Source organism: Rhizobium sp. P1_E1, from assembly GCF_056406015.1.
Map to the genome: position 1 here is coordinate 25930 of NZ_JBFUAY010000043.1, position 19337 is coordinate 45266.

General features: G+C 60.0%; 23 protein-coding genes and 1 pseudogene. 9 read left to right on the top strand and 15 right to left on the bottom strand.

Annotated elements, in window-relative coordinates; genetic code table 11:
* Window positions 1-13 precede the first annotated feature (13 nt).
* From maiA to hppD, 4 genes are all read right to left on the bottom strand, one after another.
* The gene (gene maiA, locus AC1D1Z_RS16580; RefSeq protein WP_477851256.1) at window positions 14-646 is read right to left on the bottom strand and encodes a maleylacetoacetate isomerase; all 633 of its coding nucleotides are present in this window, start codon (window positions 644-646) and stop codon (window positions 14-16) included.
* Window positions 643-1668 carry a fumarylacetoacetate hydrolase family protein gene (locus tag AC1D1Z_RS16585; RefSeq protein ID WP_247264408.1) on the bottom strand — a complete coding sequence of 342 codons (1026 nt, stop codon included), beginning with the start codon at window positions 1666-1668 and terminating at the stop codon, window positions 643-645. The genes maiA and AC1D1Z_RS16585 overlap by 4 nt, the downstream gene beginning before the upstream one ends.
* Before the next feature lie 40 nt (window positions 1669-1708).
* Window positions 1709-3070 (bottom strand): homogentisate 1,2-dioxygenase, encoded by a 1362-nt coding sequence (hmgA, locus tag AC1D1Z_RS16590; protein ID WP_477851259.1) that lies wholly within the window; start codon window positions 3068-3070, stop codon window positions 1709-1711.
* A 63-nt stretch (window positions 3071-3133) separates the two neighbouring features.
* Window positions 3134-4243 (bottom strand): 4-hydroxyphenylpyruvate dioxygenase, encoded by a 1110-nt coding sequence (hppD, locus tag AC1D1Z_RS16595; protein ID WP_446994260.1) that lies wholly within the window; start codon window positions 4241-4243, stop codon window positions 3134-3136.
* Between the two features lie 129 nt (window positions 4244-4372).
* On the opposite strand from hppD, the gene AC1D1Z_RS16600 reads away from it, so the two are divergent.
* Entirely contained in the window at window positions 4373-4873 is a 501-nt protein-coding gene (locus AC1D1Z_RS16600; RefSeq protein ID WP_477851261.1) for an Lrp/AsnC family transcriptional regulator, read from the top strand.
* A 32-nt stretch (window positions 4874-4905) separates the two neighbouring features.
* On the opposite strand, the gene AC1D1Z_RS16605 is transcribed toward AC1D1Z_RS16600, so the two are convergent.
* A complete protein-coding gene (locus AC1D1Z_RS16605) occupies window positions 4906-5367 on the bottom strand; it encodes an Lrp/AsnC family transcriptional regulator (RefSeq protein WP_003547665.1) in 462 nt (153 codons plus the stop codon).
* A 123-nt stretch (window positions 5368-5490) separates the two neighbouring features.
* On the opposite strand from AC1D1Z_RS16605, the gene AC1D1Z_RS16610 reads away from it, so the two are divergent.
* Entirely contained in the window at window positions 5491-6282 is a 792-nt protein-coding gene (locus AC1D1Z_RS16610) for a phenylalanine 4-monooxygenase (protein WP_477851264.1), read from the top strand.
* A 65-nt stretch (window positions 6283-6347) separates the two neighbouring features.
* Here the strand turns inward: AC1D1Z_RS16610 and AC1D1Z_RS16615 are convergent, their stop codons facing one another.
* The 6 genes and pseudogenes from AC1D1Z_RS16615 to AC1D1Z_RS16640 all read right to left on the bottom strand — a co-directional run bounded on the left by AC1D1Z_RS16615 (window position 6348) and on the right by AC1D1Z_RS16640 (window position 10200).
* Complete coding sequence (locus AC1D1Z_RS16615) at window positions 6348-7349, bottom strand: L,D-transpeptidase family protein (RefSeq protein ID WP_446994259.1); 1002 nt, start codon at window positions 7347-7349, stop codon at window positions 6348-6350.
* Window positions 7350-7512: 163 nt separating this feature from the next.
* Window positions 7513-8396 (bottom strand): annotated as a pseudogene (locus AC1D1Z_RS16620) (hypothetical protein).
* Window positions 8397-8457: 61 nt separating this feature from the next.
* On the bottom strand, window positions 8458-8772 hold the full coding sequence (locus tag AC1D1Z_RS16625) for a hypothetical protein (RefSeq protein WP_018241698.1): 315 nt from the start codon (window positions 8770-8772) through the stop codon (window positions 8458-8460).
* Window positions 8773-8894: 122 nt separating this feature from the next.
* Window positions 8895-9476, bottom strand: coding sequence for a BA14K family protein (locus AC1D1Z_RS16630; RefSeq protein ID WP_477851267.1), 582 nt, complete (start codon window positions 9474-9476; stop codon window positions 8895-8897).
* On the bottom strand, window positions 9473-9640 hold the full coding sequence (locus AC1D1Z_RS16635; RefSeq protein ID WP_018241696.1) for a hypothetical protein: 168 nt from the start codon (window positions 9638-9640) through the stop codon (window positions 9473-9475). Before AC1D1Z_RS16635 ends, AC1D1Z_RS16630 begins: the two co-directional genes overlap by 4 nt.
* A 161-nt stretch (window positions 9641-9801) precedes the next feature.
* Complete coding sequence (locus tag AC1D1Z_RS16640) at window positions 9802-10200, bottom strand: DUF1236 domain-containing protein (RefSeq protein WP_477851269.1); 399 nt, start codon at window positions 10198-10200, stop codon at window positions 9802-9804.
* 198 nt (window positions 10201-10398) lie between these two features.
* Between AC1D1Z_RS16640 and AC1D1Z_RS16645 the strand changes: the two genes are divergently transcribed.
* Window positions 10399-10692: a hypothetical protein gene (locus AC1D1Z_RS16645; RefSeq protein ID WP_130716186.1), complete on the top strand. Its 294-nt coding sequence runs from the start codon at window positions 10399-10401 to the stop codon at window positions 10690-10692.
* Window positions 10693-10744: 52 nt separating this feature from the next.
* On the opposite strand, the gene AC1D1Z_RS16650 is transcribed toward AC1D1Z_RS16645, so the two are convergent.
* Window positions 10745-11584, bottom strand: a complete 840-nt coding sequence (locus AC1D1Z_RS16650) for a class I SAM-dependent methyltransferase (RefSeq protein ID WP_477851272.1) — start codon at window positions 11582-11584, stop codon at window positions 10745-10747.
* Window positions 11585-11750: 166 nt separating this feature from the next.
* On the opposite strand from AC1D1Z_RS16650, the gene AC1D1Z_RS16655 reads away from it, so the two are divergent.
* From AC1D1Z_RS16655 to AC1D1Z_RS16665, 3 genes are all read left to right on the top strand, one after another.
* Window positions 11751-11927, top strand: a complete 177-nt coding sequence (locus AC1D1Z_RS16655) for a hypothetical protein (protein WP_018241692.1) — start codon at window positions 11751-11753, stop codon at window positions 11925-11927.
* A 62-nt stretch (window positions 11928-11989) separates the two neighbouring features.
* Window positions 11990-13378: a sensor histidine kinase gene (locus AC1D1Z_RS16660; RefSeq protein ID WP_477851274.1), complete on the top strand. Its 1389-nt coding sequence runs from the start codon at window positions 11990-11992 to the stop codon at window positions 13376-13378.
* 2 nt (window positions 13379-13380) lie between these two features.
* Window positions 13381-14004, top strand: coding sequence for a response regulator (locus AC1D1Z_RS16665; RefSeq protein ID WP_047622355.1), 624 nt, complete (start codon window positions 13381-13383; stop codon window positions 14002-14004).
* A 27-nt stretch (window positions 14005-14031) separates the two neighbouring features.
* Here the strand turns inward: AC1D1Z_RS16665 and AC1D1Z_RS16670 are convergent, their stop codons facing one another.
* Entirely contained in the window at window positions 14032-14565 is a 534-nt protein-coding gene (locus tag AC1D1Z_RS16670) for a hypothetical protein (RefSeq protein WP_283186441.1), read from the bottom strand.
* Window positions 14566-14856: 291 nt separating this feature from the next.
* Here AC1D1Z_RS16670 and AC1D1Z_RS16675 point away from each other — a divergent pair, with 291 nt between their 5' ends.
* The 3 genes from AC1D1Z_RS16675 (at window position 14857) to AC1D1Z_RS16685 (ending at window position 16591) form a co-directional block, all read left to right on the top strand.
* Complete coding sequence (locus AC1D1Z_RS16675; protein WP_477851277.1) at window positions 14857-15345, top strand: hypothetical protein; 489 nt, start codon at window positions 14857-14859, stop codon at window positions 15343-15345.
* 170 nt (window positions 15346-15515) lie between these two features.
* Window positions 15516-16310: an exodeoxyribonuclease III gene (gene xth, locus AC1D1Z_RS16680; protein WP_477851279.1), complete on the top strand. Its 795-nt coding sequence runs from the start codon at window positions 15516-15518 to the stop codon at window positions 16308-16310.
* Between the two features lie 98 nt (window positions 16311-16408).
* On the top strand, window positions 16409-16591 hold the full coding sequence (locus tag AC1D1Z_RS16685; RefSeq protein WP_477851281.1) for a hypothetical protein: 183 nt from the start codon (window positions 16409-16411) through the stop codon (window positions 16589-16591).
* 47 nt (window positions 16592-16638) lie between these two features.
* Here the strand turns inward: AC1D1Z_RS16685 and AC1D1Z_RS16690 are convergent, their stop codons facing one another.
* Both AC1D1Z_RS16690 and AC1D1Z_RS16695 read right to left on the bottom strand, forming a co-directional pair.
* Entirely contained in the window at window positions 16639-18723 is a 2085-nt protein-coding gene (locus AC1D1Z_RS16690; RefSeq protein ID WP_168339264.1) for an FAD-dependent oxidoreductase, read from the bottom strand.
* The coding region (locus AC1D1Z_RS16695; RefSeq protein WP_477851283.1) for a Gfo/Idh/MocA family oxidoreductase at window positions 18720-19337 on the bottom strand (618 nt) is incomplete at its 5' end. The genes AC1D1Z_RS16690 and AC1D1Z_RS16695, both read right to left, overlap by 4 nt.

Here is a 19337-nt window from a genome sequence, read left to right on the forward strand (position 1 = left end):
TATCGCAATGAAGCTACGGTTTCACGCGGTCAGGATGCGCCGCCTGAAATGCCGGCAGTTTGGCGCATTTGGCGTCGATATCGACGATGCCTTTGAAAGCGGTCATATCTACTCCCCAGCGGCGGGCGTTGTAGACCTGTGGAACCAGACAGAGATCCGCCATCGTCGGCCTGTCGCCAAAGCTGAATGCTCCATCAAATTCGCCGATCATGGCTTCCAGTTTGCGCAGTCCGTCGGCAATGAAATGCTTCATCCATTCCTCGCGGGCATCGGCCTTATCCGTCATGGTCATCAGATGCGACACGACATGCAAGTTGCAGATCGGATGGATGTCCATGGCGACCGCATAGGCAAGGGCGCGGACTTTCTGGCGATCGGCAATGTCAGGTGGCAACAATCCGCATTCCGGCCGAAGCTCGGCCAGATATTCGATGATTGCCAGCGACTGGGTCAGTGTTTTCCCGTCGATCACCAATGTCGGCACGAAGCTCTGCGGGTTGAGCGTGAGATAGTCCGGCGTCCTGTGCGCGCCCTCCAGCAGGTTGATGGGCACGGTCTTATAATCGATGCCCAAGAGATTGAGCGCGATGCGGACGCGATAGCTCGCCGATGATCGCCAGTAGTCGTAAAGAACGACCTCGTTCATCGCGGGTCGGCCCGTTGGTATTTTTCGACAGTCTGCTCGATCGCCCCGAAGATCGAATGACCGGCCTTATCCTTCATCTCTATGCGGACCTGATCCCCGAACTTCATGAAGGGAGTCCTCGGGGATCCGGTGTCGATGGCCTCGATCATCCTGAGTTCGGCTATGCAGGAGTAGCCGTCTCCTCCCTCTTCCACCGGCTTGCCGGGGCCGCCGTCGAGCTTGTTGGACACTGTTCCCGAGCCGATAATCGTTCCGGCCAGGAGGTTACGGGTTTTGGCGGCATGGGCGATCAGTTGGCCAAAATCGAAGGTCATGTCGATACCGGCGTTGGCTTTGCCGAATGGCTTGCCGTTCAAGCTCACCAGCAGCGGAAGATGTAGCTTGCCGCCGTCCCAGGCATCTCCGAGCTCGTCCGGCGTCACCGCGACCGGAGAAAATGCCGATGCCGGCTTCGACTGGAAGAAACCAAATCCCTTTGCCAGTTCGCCCGGGATCAGACCGCGCAGCGACACGTCGTTGACGAGCATCAGCAGGCGGATGGCGCCGCGTGCGGCTTCCGGGCTGGAACCCATGGCGACGTCGCCGGTAATGGCCGCGACCTCGCCTTCCATGTCGATCCCGTAAGCCTCGTCAACCGCCACGATCGGATCGCGCGGCGCGAGGAAAGCGTCCGACCCGCCTTGATAGATCAGCGGATCGGTCCAGAAGCTTGCAGGCATCTCGGCGCCGCGCGCCTTACGCACCAGTTCGACATGGTTGACGTAAGCGGAACCATCGGCCCATTGGTAGGCCCGCGGCAAAGGTGACGTAGCGTCATGTTCGTGAAACCGGATCGTCGGCTGGGCTCCGGTCTCGACGCCTTCGGCAATCAGCTGAAGTCTCGGAGCCACATGCTCCCAGTCGTCGAGCGCCGCCTGCAGGGTCCGGGCAATGTGACCGACCTCCGAACAGCGGGTCAGGTCGCGGGAAACGACGACGAGCCGGCCGTCCCTCGTGGAGTCCTTCAAGGTCGCAAGCTTCATATCTTAATTCCAGTGCCGGAGGGTGTCTTTGCTTGATGCATCACTTGAGCCCGGGGGTTCCGTCGAACTTGCGTTCCAGGCCGTCCCAGCACTCGAGGTAATTATCCTGCAGCGTTTCGAGCTCGGCTGCGTATTTCGTCAATTGCTGCGGGTACCTGGTCTCGAACATGAAGGCCATGGTGTGGTCGAGCTTCACCGGTTTGAGCTCGGTATTGGATGCCTTTTCGAAGGCAAGCGCGTCCGGCCCGTGGGGAAGCATCATGTTGTGCAGGCTCATGCCGCCGGGCACGAAGCCCTCCTCCTTGGCGTCATACTGGCCATGGATCAGGCCCATGAACTCGCTCATGATGTTGCGGTGGTACCAAGGCGGACGGAAGGTGTGTTCGGCGACCAGCCAGCGCGGCGGAAAAATCACGAAATCGACATTTGCCGTGCCGGCATCTTCGGTGGGCGCGGTCAGCACCGAAAAGATCGACGGATCGGGATGGTCGAAGCTGATGGCGCCGACCGGAGAAAATGTCCGCAAGTCGTATTTGTAAGGCGCGTAATTGCCGTGCCAGGCGACCACATCGAGGGGCGAGTGGCCGATCTCCGTGACATAGAATTTTCCGCACCACTTCACATGCACGCGGCAAGGCGTTTCCTTATCCTCGAAAGCGGYAACGGGTGTCTTGAAGTCACGCGGGTTTGCCAGGCAGTTGGCGCCAATCGGTCCGCGGTCCGGCAGCGTGAATTTGGCGCCGTAATTCTCGCATATATAACCCCGCCAGACCGTCTGCTCGCCGCCCTTGAGAACCTTGAACATCATGCCACGCGGGATGAGGCATATTTCCAGGGGCTCGACATCCATGATGCCCATTTCGGTGAACACTCTGATGGCGCCGAGCTGCGGCACGATCAGCAGTTCACCGTCGGCATTGAAGAAGTAATCGTCGACCATGTCCTCATTGAAGACGTAGGCATGGGCTGAGATGCCCACCTGGGTGGTGGCATCGCCTGCCGTCGTGACTGTCCGCACCCCTTCAAGAAAGGTCAGTCTCTCCGCGGGCGCGGGGATGGGATCCCAGCGAAGCTGGCCCAGAGGAAGCGAGTGCTCGTCGAGGCAAGGCGCCGTTTTCCAGAGCGGATAGGATGCGTTGGAGAAGCGGCGGGTGTGACGCACGCTCGGGCGAATGCGATACAGCCAGGACCTTTCGTTCGTCCCGCGCGGCGCGGTGAATGGCGAGCCGGAAAGCTGCTCCGCATAAAGACCGTAATTGCATTTCTGCGGGCTGTTCTGACCCTGCGGCAAGGCACCGGGAAGCGACTCGGTTTCGAAGTCATTGCCGAAGCCCGGCATATATTTCAGCCTGTTTGCCGTCGCGGCTTCACCGTCGGACGTCTGGATCGATGTCTGGTCCATTGCTCACTCCTCCCGTAACCCTCCTGCGCCGCGCACCTTTCCAGACGCGCGGCGCTGCAGAGTTTACTCCGCTGCAGTACCGATGACACCACGCTTGATCTGATCGGCCTCGATCGACTCGAAGAGAGCCCGGAAATTGCCTTCGCCGAAGCCCTCATCACCCTTGCGCTGGATGAATTCGAAGAAGATCGGGCCGATGACGGTCTTGGAGAAGATCTGCAGCAGGATCTTCGTCATGCCGCCATTCACCACACCTTCGCCGTCGATGAGGATGCCGTGTTTCTTCATGCGCTCGATCGGTTCGCTATGGCCGTTCACGCGTTCATAGGACATGTCGTAATAGGTCTCCGGCGGACCCGGCATGAAGCGCAGGCCGTTGTCGGCAAGCCTGTCGGTGGCGTCGTAAATGTCCTCTGTTCCAACGGCGATGTGCTGGATGCCCTCGCCCCGGTACTTCTTCAGATATTCCTCGATCTGGCTGGTGTCGTCCTTCGATTCATTCAGCGGAATGCGGATTTTGCCGCAGGGCGAGGTGATGGCGCGGCTCACCAGACCGGTGATGCGGCCGTCGATGTCGAAGAAGTGGATCTGCTTGAAGTTGAACAGGTTGCGGTAAAAATCCCACCACTTGTCCATGTTGCCGCGGAAGACGTTGTGCGTCAGATGGTCGAGATAATAGAAGCCGATCCCCTGCGGATGCGGGTCGCGCTCGCCAAGCCAATCGAACTCGGCTTCGTAAGCCGATCCCTTTTCCCCATAGGTCTCGACGAAATAGAGCAGCGAGCCGCCAATGCCGACAATCGTCGGGACGTCGAGCGCCTTGTCGTCCCCCTCATAGGGAACCGCACCTTTTGATATCGCGTGGTCGAAGGTGTGCTTGGCGTCGACGACGCGCCATGCCATCGATGGGGCGCAGGGGCCATGGTTTGCGACGAAACGGGCGGCATGACTGCCGGGTTCGGCGTTTAGCAGATAGTTGATGTCACCCTGGCGCCAAACGGTGATGTCTTTCGTCTTGTGCCTGGCGACCACGACGTAGCCCATGCGTGTGAAAAGCTCGCGCAGTTTCTCAGGCTCGGGATGGGCGAATTCGACGAATTCGAAGCCGTCGGTGCCGGCCGGATTGTCGGCGGTGATTTCCGAGGGCGGTGCATCATGTGGGAAGGGACCCATTTTATTTCCTCCAGAGGAGATTGCATTTCTATGCAAAGTGTGGCCCAAAACGCGTGCAAAGTTCTTGCATTCTTTATGCTCCAGGAAGAGATTATGCACGATCCGTGAGTATTTTGGAGATTTCGCGCAATGGATGAACCGCTCGACAGATTGGATTTGCGCCTGCTCCAGGAACTTCAAAAGGACGGCAGGTTGACGAACAACGAGCTGGGGGAGCGGATCGCGCTTTCACCGTCGCAATGCTCTCGCCGGCGAACGAGACTCGAGGCTGAGGGATATATCCGCAGCTACCGCGCCTACCTCGATCGGCAGAAGTTGGGTCTGGATATGCTGGTGGTTATTTCAGTGACGCTTGCGACCCATAACAGAGACAATGCCCGCCGGTTTTCGCAACTGATCAACGCGTTGCCTGAAGTTCTCGAAGCCTATGCGCTGACCGGTGAAATGGATTATCACCTGACGGTCGCGACCCGCGGGCTCGCCGACCTTTCCAAATTCGTCAACGACGTTCTGTTGCCCCATGAGTCCGTACAGCACGTGAAGACGTCGATCGTGCTCGACACGTTGAAAACATTCGAAGGCTTTCCGGTGCTCATGCCGGGACACTGGCATTGCGACAGCACGCGGTGATGTGACGGCATCGCCCTGCGCAGATATCTAAATCAGAGCGGCAGTTCGGTCGAGAATTTCAGCTCGCGCAGCACAAAGCTCGAGACCACTGTGCGCACATGCGGGTTGCGCATCAGATAGCGGGTCATGAAGGCTTCGTAGCTTTCCACGTCGCTTGCCCTTATCTTCAGCATGTAGTCGAAGGCGCCTGATAGGGCATAGCACTCCATGATTTCCGGCCGCTCCAGCACTACCGAAGCGAAAGACGCAACCGCCTCTTCGTGGTGATCCTCCAGCGTCACATGCGCGATGACGCAGAGCTTGAGATCGAGTTTGCCCGGATCGAGCAGTGTCACACGCTTGCGGATGACGCCGTCGGCTTCCAGCTCCTGGATCTTCCGCCAGGCAGAGCTCTGCGACATGCCGGCCTTTTCCGCCAGGTCTGCCAGCGAAAGGCTGCCGTCGGCCTGGACGAGTTGCAGAAGCTTGCGGCGAAAATTCCCAGGTTCTTTCATTTTATGCGTCACTTTCGGGAAGATTTGCCATCACTATGGCGATAGCCAGCATGAAAGAAAAGAAAATCCTCCAAACCCGGATCATAATGGCAGGAATAGAGCCGTGCCTGGGAGGATCAGCCTATGACCAAGGAAAGCAGCTACACCGCCAAACTGCCCGGCCCGGACGGTTTGTATGACTACACCCCGGATGAAGATGCGATATGGGGCGAACTCTACCGGCGTCAGATGAAGTTGCTGGCCGATACGGCCTGCCGCGAATATCTGGACGGCGTCAAAATGCTGGGGCTGAAGCCAGACAAGGTGCCTCAGCTTCTCGACGTCAACAGACGCCTGAACGAGACCACCGGCTTCGGCGTGGAAGGCGTGCCGGCGCTCATTCCGCCGTCGCGCTTTTATGAGCTTCTGTCGCAAGGCAAATTCCCGCTCGCAACCTTCCTGCGCCGTYGCGAGCATATCGACTATATCGAGGAACCGGACCTGTTCCACGAGGTTTTCGGCCACTGCCCCATGCTCACCAACCAGAGCTATGCCAATTTCGTCCGGCATTTCGGCGAGACGGCCGTCCGCCTCGGCAAGGGCTATTCATGGCATCTGTTCCGCATCTTCTGGTTCACCGTCGAATTCGGCCTGATCAACACCCCGCAGGGCCGGCGCTGCTTCGGCGCGGGCATAGTCTCATCGCCAAGCGAAGCGAAGGCGGCAATGGAAGGCAAGGCGTGCGAGTTCCGGCCGTTCGATCTGCTCAGCGTGCTGAGGACGCCCTACCGGATCGATATCCTCCAGCCGATCTACTATGTCATCGACAGCTTCGCCGATCTTGAAGCGATCGTGGAGCAGGATATCGAGGCCACGATCCTAAAGGCAAAATCACTGGGTGATTTCGCCCCCGCTTTCGAAGCCAAAGCTTCGTGAATCGCCGCAGGCAATACCTCGCGAGCGACAAGCCGGAGAAGAGTGGGATCGCGACGGATTCCCCCTCACTTCGGCGTGGCTGAACTTCGATTGACGAAATCCACCAGCACACCGGGCTTGACCATGCCGGCTAGCTCTTCGGCGTCCCAGTTCGTCAGCCGCACGCAACCGTGCGATCCCACCTTGTCGATGAGCTTCGGCTCCGGCGTCCCATGTATTCCATAGGTCGGCTCGGTCAGGTCGATCCAGACCGTGCCGACCGGACCGTTCGGCCCTTTCGGGATCGTCAGGACATTGTCGTTCTTGCCCTGCTTGAAGTTTCGCTTCGGGTCGTATCGGTAGACCGGCATCCTGGCGACGCCCTTGACCTTATGCTTGCCCGACGGCGCCGGATTGTCTTCGCTTCCGATCGTCGCGGGATAGACGGCAAGCAGTGATCCGTCCCCGGCAAAGGCCAGCACCTGTCCCGTTTTCTTGTTGGCTTCGATCCTCTTGACCTTTCCTTCCGTCGGCGGGCCGGGGGTCACGACCCACACCGTATCGCCGGGCGCAAACTGCGAAGCGGGATTGAGCGCGTTTACCAGATCGATCCCCATGTGAAACCGCTCGGATAGCTTCTCGGCAACGCTCGTATATCCCAGGCTCTGCATCTTTGCCTTCTCGCCATAGTCTTCGGGGATCTTGTCAACGAGACCCTTGGCATCGTCGGCCGAGACGACGTAGCTCTCGACGATGGGGGCATTGCCTTCCAGCCGGGAGACGACTTCCGGATCCAGCCTGCCGTCGACGGGGAGATCGTTCATAGCCTCGAAACCGGCCACGGCCTTGTTGACGTTCTCGCCGGAGAGGCCATCGATCACGCCGGGAGACGCGCCCGCTCGGTCGAGCAAAACTTGAAGGCGGACGATCGCCGGGTCTGGATCTGCTGGAGCCGCCTTCTCCGCGCCAATGGAAGCAATCGAAGCGGTATTGATGGCTTCGGGTCGAAGTTCCCGCGCGGCGGCGCCGCCAACGGAAATGGCCAGGGCGAGCAGCGACATCGGCAGGGCTGTTTTCATGGACGACAAATGGCTGGAGCCAGAACTTGTTCCACTGCGCGAGAGCGGCCGGAGAATTTTGGCTACAGCTACGTCTTCAGCGGAACCGCCGGCTTCTGTTCACGATGATTTCAATGTCCAGCCTCAGTAAATTCAGTACAACCGCCAGCTGATCCGAAGGAGCAAGCAGCGGTCACGGCGTCTTCGCTTGTTTCCTGGCTGCGCGCGACCTTGCCGTGCGACGGCTCGGCCTCAGTTCCTCGATCGTCGGCAGCCACCACGCGGCGTTCTGAACCGGAAGCATTTTCGCGGGCCAGGTGCGGATGAGTTCTTCGAGTGTGGGCACCCGCCAATATCCCCAGACGTGATCCTCGGTCACGCCGGGATAAAAGTCCGCAACGACACCCGGGTCGACCAGTTCGCCTGAGATTTCGCTAAAGACGACGATTCCATAGGCGGTGACCACAGGACGTCCTATTGGCGGCAGGTCGTCGCTCTGAAGCGGGTAACGGTGACGCTTTCGTTCCGCAGAGCGGAGTTTGCTGCGCATCTCCTGTTCGGTCCCCTTCCGCTCCTCGGCTCGACGTCGTCTCTCTTCCGGCTCGTTCCTGCGAGCCGCCGCCTCGATCTCGGGCCATCTGCGCCGGAGTTCCTCATAGGACCGGAAGGGAACGTGCCAAATCCTGAGATCGCCGTCCCACCGTGAGAATGGCACCTCGCGCAATTCGTCGACGACGGTCTTCGAATACGGCGTGCGGATTCGGAAGCCTGCCTTGCCGAGTTCGAGATATGGACTGTCGATGGGATCGAAGGCGAAGGCGTCGCGTCCCTTTGCGTCCGCATGGGCGTCGGCTTCGGACTCGATCTCGGCAAGCCATCGTCCGATGCGGCGGGACGCCGTCCGCCCGGGAACGAACCAGGCCTGGCGGGCATCGCTCCAGCGGGCACGGGGGAAGCGTCTTCGGATTGCTCGACGGTCATCCTGTCGTAAGGGAAAGAAATGTCCGCGCCGGGCTTCGCACCGTCTTCGCCGGACGGAGCCTTGTCGTGATCAGCGGCGGATTTGGATTCGGTCATGGAAGGAGAACGCTAACGCGCAGCGATCGGTTTCCGATAAGGCGCTCGCTTGGCTGCCCTCTCAGTGAATTGTCTTCGACCGTTTCTCGGTATGCGAGATGTCATCGAGCGTCGCGATAAGCTTTTCGAACTCGCTCAAGACACGATTGAACTCGGCGTCCAGCATGTTGACGATTTCCGGTATCGTCGAGGACACGGACGCAATCAGCCTGTCGATCCATACGCAGCGCTCGGCTGGCACATTTGCGAGAACCTCCCGCCGATGCGTCTTCAGCTCGCGGAGGATGCGAACGATAAGGGCTGCTCGATCCGCTCGGCTCAAGAGCGGAAGCCTTGTCTGCGCCTGCTGGATTTCTGTTATCAGCGCCGTTGCCATCCCCTGATCTCCAACACTCTAATACAACCGGGTATCACAACCGTAGCGTTTGCAACACGGACTTTAGTCTGATTCACCAGCTTGGTGCAGCGTGATCCGCACCGCGCGACCACCGCCGATAATCAATTGCTCGTCGCAACGAGATCCGACATGTCGCAGCTGCGCCGCGGTCCTTCCCATGGTTGATACGTATTGTCTTCCGGTCGATACGACTTGTAGCGAGCGGCGCACCGGGCTGCCGCCTGTGCATTCACTTTCGTGCCGACGCCTTCATCGGCCTCGGCGACAGTCCGCTGGAACGGCGATGCGCATTCGCGGGTCTCACCGCTATAGGACTGATAGCTGTTGGTCGTGGGATCGAAAGAGCGATAACGTTCCCCACACCAGGCAAGATGCGCGGCCGAAAGTCTGGGCTGCGGTGTCTGAATTTCGGCTGGCGGGCGAGCCGAATCGGGCCTCGCCGCTGACGCCGTGCTCGCCGACGCCTCGGTCACATAGCTGGAATAGAGAGGCGGAATTCGTTCATAGGGCTGCTGCCGAGGATCGACTTTTACCGGCGTCGTCGTCCATAGATCGCGCGCTGCGAGCTCCTTGAAGGCGTGAGGTTCGGAATCCGCCACGACATAGGATGCGACAGATGCGGCAGCGACGCAGGCCCCGACCGAGCTTAAGATGCCAACGGCAACGGATGCAATGGCTTTCATTGTCCCGACCCCTGCTGTTGAACCTGTGGAACCCAGACACGGCCGGCGGCACTGCTATGTCGGCCGCCGGTGGCGACAAGCACGGCGAGAATGCCGGCGATTGCCAGCAGGATGGCAATCAGCGGCACGGCCAGACCACCGGATTTCTCTTCGGAATAGATCATGTTCCTCTCCTCGCTGGCGCTCCGGCGGCGGGGGTCGCCGCCGGGGGCATCGGCTGTTTTTGGCCGCACGACGACGCTGCCGTCGGTCGTGCGGCGGTTCCCGGACTTTGAGCGATGATTTCCGGATTGAGGACGCGGCAGAGGCCGCGGATAGGATCAGATCACTTGATGACCTGGATCACCTTGCGGGACGACGGTTCGACGATGACACGTTCATCGTCGACCACCGCATAAGCATAGGTCGGGTCATCCGGAATAGGCGTTACGACAACCGTCTCCGGCAGGGGCTGACCGACGACGACCTTCTCCTTCACGACCACGCGCGCCGATGGTGCCGGAGCCTCGCGGACATAGGTGACGACCTTTTGCGGCGGCGGATCGATCACGGTTCCAACGACTGCGCCGGCAACGCCGCCGACAGCTGCACCAACGGGGCCGCCGACGATCGCCCCAGTGACCGCGCCACCGGCGGCACCGTTGACGGTCGAGGACTGGGCGAATGCGACGCCTGACATGAGGGTCGCGGCAGTTGCCGCACCGACGATAAGCTTGGAGATCATTTTCTCCTCCTTCTGTTTCGAGGCGGCCTTCGTGACCGCTGCCAACCAACTAGCTGGACGCAGGGTCGTTCCACGCCTCAGACCTCAGTCTGATCGACCCCGGCCTTTGGTCCCAAACCCATTCCAAGGCCCGTTGCCGACGCTATTTCAAGATCGAGAACCCGCATAATCGCGGGCATAAGCAGGAGATCGAAGGAGATGGCGCGATCCAACCGCCGGGAAGCAGGACGCAGGCGTCTGGCGATGCGTCTGCCGCATATGCGGAAGTTGATCATGGAAGCGCGCGACCCGTGGCAGCTGGAGCTCTTCGAAGCCTATCAGATGGCAGTCGAAGCCCGCGACTCCGTTCGAAGGCGACGGTTCAATCCAAACCTGGTGCTAGAGTACGACGAAACCTGTTTGGTGATCGAGCGGCACGTCATCTGCGCGATAGAGGAAGCCTCCTACGCGCAGCCGTTGAAGTCCGACGAGCCGTCATACCCGAGCGGATAGATCTCTTGCGACGGTATCGCCTGATTGAGACGACAGCCTGAGCCAGGGAATCTTATGGTGCGCGGCAGGCGACGATGAGCGCGCTCATGCCGCCGCAAGGACGGGCTCCGCAGCGCGATTCCACGCGCTCGGCCACTTGAGCGACGATTTCCGGCATACGCTCCTCCGGCACCCGTCGTTCGACCTCTCCCCTGAGCGGAGTGCCTTGGCAGAACGCCGCAGCCACGTCGCGCCCGGTGGCCGCGACTGACGTCAATTCGACCCGATCGCAGGATACCGCGTCAAACCCCGCCGAAGTCAGCTGCGCCTTGATCTGATCGGGGTCGAAGTAGGAATATTGCAAGCGCGTGAAAAAATCCGGCGGATCCGACGGGAAGAGGCTTCCCAGGCATTCGTCCACACATCTTGCGAAGTCGTTGGCCTCGATTGAATCCCACGTCGAGAACAGGAAACGACCTCCGTTCCGCAACACTCTTTTGGCCTCGCCATAAGCCTTCAGCTTATCCGGAAAGAACATCACGCCGAACTGGCAGACGACGAGATCGAACATCGAAGACGCGAACGGGAGATCTTGCGCATCGGCGTGCATCCAGTGGGTCCGCGACATCGTCAGCGATGGTGCGCCAACGTCGATCATCGCCTGGCTGAGATCGGTGGCAACGATCTCCGTTGCCGGATCAAGCGTCGCCCGCAGAGCACGAGTCAAGGCGCCCGTCCCTGCCGCGACCTCGAGAAGGCTGCCCGGCTTCAATCGCTCGGCGACGATCGCCATCTCCGAAGCATAGGGCTCGAAGAGAATCGGCACGAGATGGCTATCGTAAAATTCGGCGACGCCTTCCTCGAACTGCTGGAGAGAAGCGACAGATGCGGCGCGGGCGCTGCCTTTAATCATCACTCACAAGCCTCCAAACCCAAGTCGGTCGGCCAGGAAGTATGTCTGAATCTGCTGATGTCTACGGGGGTCAGACCTTGGTCCCAACCTACTCCGACCGAAGTCCCGGAGGTGGAACGCGCATCGGACTCGCGCCGTTTCGAACGATACTGAAGGAGATCCGAACATGAACCAGAGTCATAGATCCAGAGTGAATGACGCCTGTAACGCGTCCGTCTTCGCCCTTGTTATCGTTCTGGCCGCCCTTCTCTACGTGTTCGGCGCAGCCATGTCGGGCGATACCGTCGGGCTGACCCAGAGCATAAGAGGCGCCGAGGTCTTCGACACCAGGAATGTGCCCTGACGCTGTTTGGAAAACTCTAAAGACGCGGTAGGTTAATCGGRCAGTCTCTTACCGGTATCAAAATGAATTGGCTTCGTCGCTGGAATGCCCGCTCACTCGCCTCCCAGTTCTTTATCGCGGGTGGGCTCATATCGATCGCCGCCATGTTCGTGGTAGGCTTTTTTGTAAGCCACCTGATAGAGGAGGCCGTCATCCACAATTCAGGCGCGGCGACGGCGCTTTATGTGGACAGCGTGATCGCGCCACTACTTCCCGATATGCAAACAGAGTCATTGCTTGATGAAGCGAGTGCTCAGGCTCTGGACGAGACACTCGGTCAAGGTGCGCTCGGCAAGCGCCTTGTTTCGTTCAAGCTGTGGCGAAGCGACGGCACCATCCTCTATTCGAACGAAAAGGAGCTGGTGGGCAGGAAGTTTGCGGTAAGCGACAAGCTGCAGAGGGCATTCGCAGGATCTCTCGTCGCGCGCTATGAAATCGCCAGCGATCCGGAAAGCGACAAGGAGCGCGCGCTCGGCAAACCGCTCATGGAGATCTATAACCCTGTGCTCCAGCCGTGGTCCGGACAAGCGGTCGCCGTCCTTGAGTTCTACGAGACAGCACAAGGACTGGGCGATAGTCTGGCGCATGCCAGGCTCCGGAGCTGGGGCGCCGTCACCGCTCTCACGGCGACCTTTTTCCTTGTTCTCTCCGTTCTGGTGTTCCGGGGTAGCCGCACGATCGAGACGCAACGCAAGGATCTCAAAGAACGGGTCGATGAACTGTCTGCACTGCTGGCGGAAAACCGCGGACTCCAACGACGACTGCAGCGCGCCTCCCAGCGGGCGGCAGCGCTGAACGAAACTTATTTGCGCAGCATCGGTGCAGATCTGCACGACGGTCCAGCCCAGCACATTGCCTATGCCTCACTGCGCCTCGACAGCGACATGTTGATCAATGCGTCCACCCAGCCCGAAGCGCGTGAAAAAGAGCTTGCCTGGATACGCTCGAGCCTTGCCGAGGCGATGACGGAGATCCGCAATATCTGCAGCGGACTGGTGCTTCCGCAGATCGAGAAGTCCTCAATCGCCGAGATCGTCACGCGGGTCGTCGAAGCGCATCAACACAAGACCGAGACCCATGTCGAAACGATTATCAACGAAGATGGACCGGACCTTCCTCCTGCCGTGAAGATCTGTATCTATCGCTTCATTCAGGAGGCCCTGAATAATGCCTATCGCCACGGTGGCGGCGTTCAGCAGGCTGTCAGGGCTGTCTCGCGCAAGGGTCATGTTCGTGTCGAAGTCAGCGATCACGGCGACGGCTTCGATCCGAGCGAGGTGAGACCAACGAGCCTCGGCCTCGTGGGGTTGCGGGAGCGCRTCGACAGCCTGGGGGGATCCTTCGACATCAAGACAGGCGAAGAAGGAACGACCGTGACCATGATCTTCGAGCCAATGGAAGTGGGAGAGTAGCGATGACATCAATCACCATCGGCGTCGTGGACGATCATCCGCTTTTTCGAGAGGGTGTAACGCGTAGCCTGTCGGAGATCAGCGGCTTTGTCGTCGTTGGTGAGGGAGCCAGCAGCGACGACGCGGCGATGATCGCCTCAGACAACCACCCCGACATCATGCTTCTCGACGTCTCGATGCCCGGCGGCGGGCTGTCTGCGGTCAGTGACGTCCTGGCGCGGAGTCCGACAACGAAAGTGCTGATGTTGACGGTATCCGAGGAGGTGGACACCTTACTGGGAGCTCTGCAACGGGGTGCGATGGGTTATGTTCTGAAAGGTGTCGGTTCGCGAGGCCTCGCCGAAGCAATCCAAACCGTCCTGCGTGGCTCGCGATATATCTCGCCGACGATGTCGGCAAAGGTCATGGAGAATTCGCTGAATGGCGGAACCTCCGACAAGAGCAGTCTGACGCCACGGGAACGCGAGGTGATGGATCTTGTCGCCCAAGGCATGTCAAACAAGCATATCGGCTTGCGTCTCAGCCTGCAGGAAAAGACTGTAAAGCACCATATGACCCAGATTCTGAGCAAGCTTGGTGCCTCGAACAGGACCGAAGCGGCTCTGCAATGGCGCGAACGGCGCTGAAAGAAGTTATTGCCCCGCTATCACGCTTCAGCGAAGAAAGCGGCTCAGCCGGCGGGCATCGTTGGCCGTCGCCTGTCGATTTATGATCGTCCGGCCTTTCGAGTCCTTCATAATGTAGCGACCGCGCTGCAGGACTTCAGTGATACCATTCGAATGACGGACGTCGATCGAGCCATCGGACGCTGCCGTCGCTTTCGTTCCGGATCCTACTGACGACCCTGAAGAAGAGGAAGAGGATCCCGTGCTGCCGGTGGAACTCCCACCATTGCCATTCCCTGAGCCATTGCTGCTGCTGCTGTTGCTGCTGCCACCACCACCATTGCTATTGCCATTCCCTCCCCCGTTGCCGTTACCGCCGCTGTTGCCATTCCCTCCCCCATTACCGTTGCCGTTCCCACCGCCGTTGCCATTCCCATTGTTGCCGTCTTTTGCCTGCGCGCGTTCCATAGCCAGAACAGGAAGGAAACCGCCGAGATTCAATGTGGCTGGTGATGCGGCAGCGACGAGAGCAACGGCCGCGCTGCCGCCCAATCGCAGAAAATCGCGTTTCCGGATACTCATGCCATAGCCTCGTTCGTCCGTTCTTCGCCGTTTTCCCATGCAAAATATGACGCGTAAGATTTCTCGCTGTTCCGCAGACAAATTGCAACCGACCTAGGTAGTAGGCGCCGGCAAGACTTTGGTCCGGCTTAATTGATTGCCATACTCGGCGTCCAGAAAAGTCCGAGCGATCGCAAGCCCAGAGTCACTCGCTTCTCCATCTCTGTTATTCTGTGAGGTCAGGAAGCATTTCTATGGAACTTCTCCCCTCGTCGTCGCTTTGTTTGTCGAAGTGCAACAGAGGAAACCCCGATGGCAAACCCGAACGAATCCCCCGCAGTCCAGTCCATGCGAAAAGAGCAGGCAGAGCAGCGGAAGCAGACCCGAAAAGGCGAACTCGACAAAGCAATCGAGGACACCTTTCCGGCGTCCGATCCGGTGTCAGCCACCCACACCTCAATTCCCGCCGGCCGCAGCGACGTCGAGGCGGCCGAGCGTGTGAAGCGGGAGCCCGATCCCACCAAGCTGGAGGACGAGTTTCCGCTCGTGGATCAAGCCCTGCGCTCGACCGGTGAAGCTGCCCGCTCCTCCGATATCGATCGCGAAAAAATGCGCGCTCTTCAGAAAGAAGCCGGTCGGATGGCCGAATCCGCTTCAAATCTGGCTTCTGGAACAGCCCGCCTGGCAAAGGCGGAGGCTCGCACATTCGTCCACGACCTCGAGGATCGCATAYGCCGGCAGCCGCTGACAGCGGTCGCAATCGTCGCCGGCATCGCCTTCGTCTTTGGTGCGACGCGTTGAGGAGCCAAGTGGCAGTCGGCTCGCTCGATCACCCCGAGAGGGTTCGGCCGGCGGAACATTACGGTGTGGAGAGCCGCCTCCATTGGGACGATTGCGGGCGGGGATTTCCTGAGGCGAAAACTCAGGAGCGTTTCTAGAGCCTGTCCGTGCTTCGACTTCCGGGGGGCATCGTGAAAATTGCAACCTATAACGTCAACGGCATCAATGGACGGCTGCAGATCCTACTGCGCTGGCTCAAGGAGGACGCCCCTGATGTGGTCTGCCTCCAGGAATTGAAGACAGACGACACCGGGTTTCCACGAAAGGAGATCGAACGGGCCGGCTACGGCGCCGTCTGGCATGGACAGAGATCCTGGAACGGGGTGGCCATCCTGGCGAAGGGCAAGACCCCGATCCTGACGCGGCGCGGTCTTCCCGGCGATCCGGACGATACCCACAGCCGGTATATCGAAGCTGTCGTCGACGGTATCCTGATCGGATGCCTCTATCTTCCGAACGGAAATCCGTTCCCAGGAGCAAAATTCGATTACAAGCTTCGCTGGTTCCGTCCCCTACACGAATATGCCATCGAACTCCTCGATATCGGGGTGCCTTCGATCCTGGCCGGCGACTTCAACGTCATGCCGACCGAGATCGACGTATACAAGCCGGAACGCTGGCTGGACGATGCCCTTTTCAGGCCGGAAGTGCGCAAGGCCTATGCTCATCTTGTCGCTGAGGGCTGGACCGATGCCGTCAGACATTTGCATCCAGAAGAGCGGATCTACACCTTCTGGAAATACTGGCGGAACAGCTTCGAACGTGACGCTGGGCTTCGGATCGACCACTTCCTGCTCTGTCCGGCCGTCGCACCGTGGCTGCGATCGGCGACCGTCCGGCGAAAGCCGCGCGGCTGGGAGCATACGAGCGACCACGCGCCAGTCATGATCGAGCTCGACGTTTCCGAGGCGGAAGCCGACCTATGAGCCGCGAGCGAGGGAACCTGTCATGTCGCCGAGAGTTAGCTTTTACAGCGCCAATGCAAAGGACCTGCCCCACAACTCTCCAACCTGAAGTGACCGATATGGACGAAAGCAAGAACTACCTGAACACCGACGAGATCCAGGCCGATGATCAGCTGTCGCCGAAGCCTGTCGAAGGCAAGGATCCGCCAAGGCGGGTGCGCAGAAGCGAGGAAGCCATCGCCGAAGGTTCTGACGATACCGAGTGCGTCCGGGTTCAGCCACCCGTTGCGAATCCTGATTGATCAACCCATGGACCCTTCTCGAAGTGATTCAGGTTCCTGGCATCCCCTCAGTTGCCAACGTCCAGATCGTAGATGCGGCCCGTCAACCAGGCTGGCCAGTCTCGCTCGAAAAAGGATCTGGCGCTTTCATCGAAAGTGCGGTTCGCACGCGTTGAAAGCCTAATCTCATCACCATCAAGCCGAACGACGATCTGCTCCTTCCGATGCACTTCGCGTTCCTTCCGGAAACGATAATCCTGCAACGGCCCTGCGCTCGCAAGCGGAAGGGATTCGCCCTTAGCATCGCATATTGCGCGCGCGCCGCGGCTGCCGCCTCCATTGCGAATGAAGAAATCAAGTGCGCTGAGCACGGCTTCCGACGCGAGCGCCATATGCCGCCATTGCACACCTCGAACCGCCTCCGCTGCGCGACCATAGGCAATGCCGTCGGCGCGAATTTCAGCGTTCAGTTTCCGCGCTTCGACCAAGGCTCTGCCTACGCCCTCCTGATCGCAGATGATGCCAGCCTTCTCGCTCATTCGTGCCTGCACTGCCAAGCGGATTGATTTGACGGTGAGCGGGCTCTCCTTGCGAAGGCCGGCAAGGAGGTCGGCGATGCCCGCCTCTGCGATATCGGCTATATCCCCCGTGGGGTGCCGCTTCGCCCTGCGGCTCGCGCTGATGTGCTCGCCCGCCCGGGTGCCGAAGACCTGCCCGGCATTGAGCGCCGCTCCACCCGGCCTCGTCACGCCGTGGGTGCCCGCCGCTTCTCCAACCGCGTAACAGCCGCCGAGATTGCTGCGGCCCCAAGTGTCGACCATGATGCCGCCGTTCATGTGCTGGTTGTTGACCGCAAATTCCAGCGGCTCTTCGGCAATATCGATCTTGTAGCGGCGGTAGAGCTCGATCGCGAGCGGGTTCATATGCTTCAAGCGATCGATCGGCATGTCCTGGTCGGCGCCGGCCTTGCCGAGATATTCGCGGACGTCTTCATCCAGTCTTTCCAGGCTGAACGGCAGATCGCCCGGCACGGATAGGGGATTGCGATTGAAATCCATAAAGACGCGCCGCCCTGCGGCTGTTTCGCTAGCGATGGCAAGGTCGACCAGGCTTGAGCCGAAATCGAGCATGCGCGTCGCGTGAAATGGCCACTGATAGCCCTTGCGGAAGATGTTCGACGCCAGCTCCTGCGTGCTGCGGTAGTATTGTGCCAGGAAATGGTGTTCGGCACCCGCGCTATCGAGCGAGTAGATATGCGGGATCGCCTGGACGTAGGTGCCAGACAGATTCCACGGGAACCCTTCCCTGCGTGTTCCGATCCCAAACTGGCTTTCGGTCAGGTTGACCAGCTCGACGCCGGCCTCGAGCGCCAATCCGAGAGAACCGAAGCAGCCGTTAGGATAGACGCTGTCGCGATAGAGTTCGCCCGGCCCGCCGGCCGCAAGCACGATCACCCCGCTGACGAACAGTGCGATGCCCAGCGGATTCTCCTCCGTGCGGTCGCTGGCGCGCATGGCGAGTATGCCGACGACATGACGGTCATCGCCATCGCCCCCGGTGAGGATCTTGACCGCGGTGGTCTGGTTGTAAAACGCCACTCCGAGCCGGATCACCTCCTCGGCCAGCACCTTGACCATCAGGCGTGACGTGCGCGGGCCGCAACTGGTAGCGCGGCCGACTTCGTCATGGTCGGTCTGATATCTGAGCGTTCCGCCCAGCGGATCCTGCGGCAGCGGCAGGCCGAGGAACTGAAGCGACGCCATCATCCGGGACGATCCCACAGCCTCGACATAGGCCGTGTCCTCGTCCATTGCGCCGCCGCTGCGGATGGCTCGGGCCATCGCCTTGTAATTGTCGCCCTGATCCGCCGTATTTGCAGTGTGAAGGGTCTGCTTGTCGGATCCCGAACAGGCCGAGGTTCCACCCCATGCGCTTTGGCTGACGATGACGACGTCATCGCCGCGCCGCCTCATTTCCACCGCGGCTCGCAGACCTGCCGCGCCGGATCCGACAACGACGCAACCGGCCCGATAGATCGGCACCTCGACGCCGGCGAGCCGGATCACTTCCGAAGGAGCGGGCTCGGTTGGAAGCCGCGGCATGTCGACATCGGTCAGTGCGTCAAGAATTTCCTGCGGAACGTCTATGGTCATCGGGGTTCAGCCAGCGGGATGTCGACCCAGCGCCTCTCGCGAGAGGACTCCATGCATGCGTCGACAATCTGGCAGATGTGATGGCCGGTATCGAATGTCGGCCACATCGGCCTGTTTGCGACGATCGAGCGGATCACCTCGGCCACCTCGATGATCTTGCTTTCATTGTAGCCTAGGCCGAAATTCGGCAGAGGAAGGAAAGCCCTGAAGGTGGGGTTCTCAGGCCCCACGTCGATCTCCCGGAAGCCGCGCCGCCCCGTCCGGTCGTCGTTGGAGTAGAAGCGCAGCCGGTTTATCTCGTCATAGGTATAGGCGATGCTGCCCTTCGTTCCATAGATTTCGTAGGTCTGCATGAACTTGCGGCCGGTCGCGACACGGCTGAAATCGACGATCCCGCCAGCGCCGTTCTCGAACCGGCACAGCAGGTTCGTCGCATCGGGATTGGTGATATCGGCCCAGGTCTCATTGCCTGACAGTTTCACCTGCTCGCCATAGGCAAGGCCCTCGACGACAGGCCGGCGCGGCGTCACGATGAGATTGTCGGAGATCAACGAACTGACGCGGCCGACCAGGAAATCCATGAAGCTGAAGATGTGCGAACCGGTATCACCGAC

Coding starts and splice junctions, on each gene's coding strand:
- maiA (WP_477851256.1), bottom strand. CDS start 646: ATGAACGAGGTCGTTCTTTACGACTACTGGCGATCATCGGCGAGCTAT.
- AC1D1Z_RS16585 (WP_247264408.1), bottom strand. CDS start 1,668: ATGAAGCTTGCGACCTTGAAGGACTCCACGAGGGACGGCCGGCTCGTC.
- hppD (WP_446994260.1), bottom strand. CDS start 4,243: ATGGGTCCCTTCCCACATGATGCACCGCCCTCGGAAATCACCGCCGAC.
- AC1D1Z_RS16600 (WP_477851261.1), top strand. CDS start 4,373: ATGGATGAACCGCTCGACAGATTGGATTTGCGCCTGCTCCAGGAACTT.
- AC1D1Z_RS16605 (WP_003547665.1), bottom strand. CDS start 5,367: ATGAAAGAACCTGGGAATTTTCGCCGCAAGCTTCTGCAACTCGTCCAG.
- AC1D1Z_RS16625 (WP_018241698.1), bottom strand. CDS start 8,772: ATGGCAACGGCGCTGATAACAGAAATCCAGCAGGCGCAGACAAGGCTT.
- AC1D1Z_RS16630 (WP_477851267.1), bottom strand. CDS start 9,476: ATGAAAGCCATTGCATCCGTTGCCGTTGGCATCTTAAGCTCGGTCGGG.
- AC1D1Z_RS16635 (WP_018241696.1), bottom strand. CDS start 9,640: ATGATCTATTCCGAAGAGAAATCCGGTGGTCTGGCCGTGCCGCTGATT.
- AC1D1Z_RS16640 (WP_477851269.1), bottom strand. CDS start 10,200: ATGATCTCCAAGCTTATCGTCGGTGCGGCAACTGCCGCGACCCTCATG.
- AC1D1Z_RS16645 (WP_130716186.1), top strand. CDS start 10,399: ATGGCGCGATCCAACCGCCGGGAAGCAGGACGCAGGCGTCTGGCGATG.
- AC1D1Z_RS16650 (WP_477851272.1), bottom strand. CDS start 11,584: ATGATTAAAGGCAGCGCCCGCGCCGCATCTGTCGCTTCTCTCCAGCAG.
- AC1D1Z_RS16655 (WP_018241692.1), top strand. CDS start 11,751: ATGAACCAGAGTCATAGATCCAGAGTGAATGACGCCTGTAACGCGTCC.
- AC1D1Z_RS16665 (WP_047622355.1), top strand. CDS start 13,381: ATGACATCAATCACCATCGGCGTCGTGGACGATCATCCGCTTTTTCGA.
- AC1D1Z_RS16670 (WP_283186441.1), bottom strand. CDS start 14,565: ATGAGTATCCGGAAACGCGATTTTCTGCGATTGGGCGGCAGCGCGGCC.
- AC1D1Z_RS16685 (WP_477851281.1), top strand. CDS start 16,409: ATGGACGAAAGCAAGAACTACCTGAACACCGACGAGATCCAGGCCGAT.
- AC1D1Z_RS16690 (WP_168339264.1), bottom strand. CDS start 18,723: ATGACCATAGACGTTCCGCAGGAAATTCTTGACGCACTGACCGATGTC.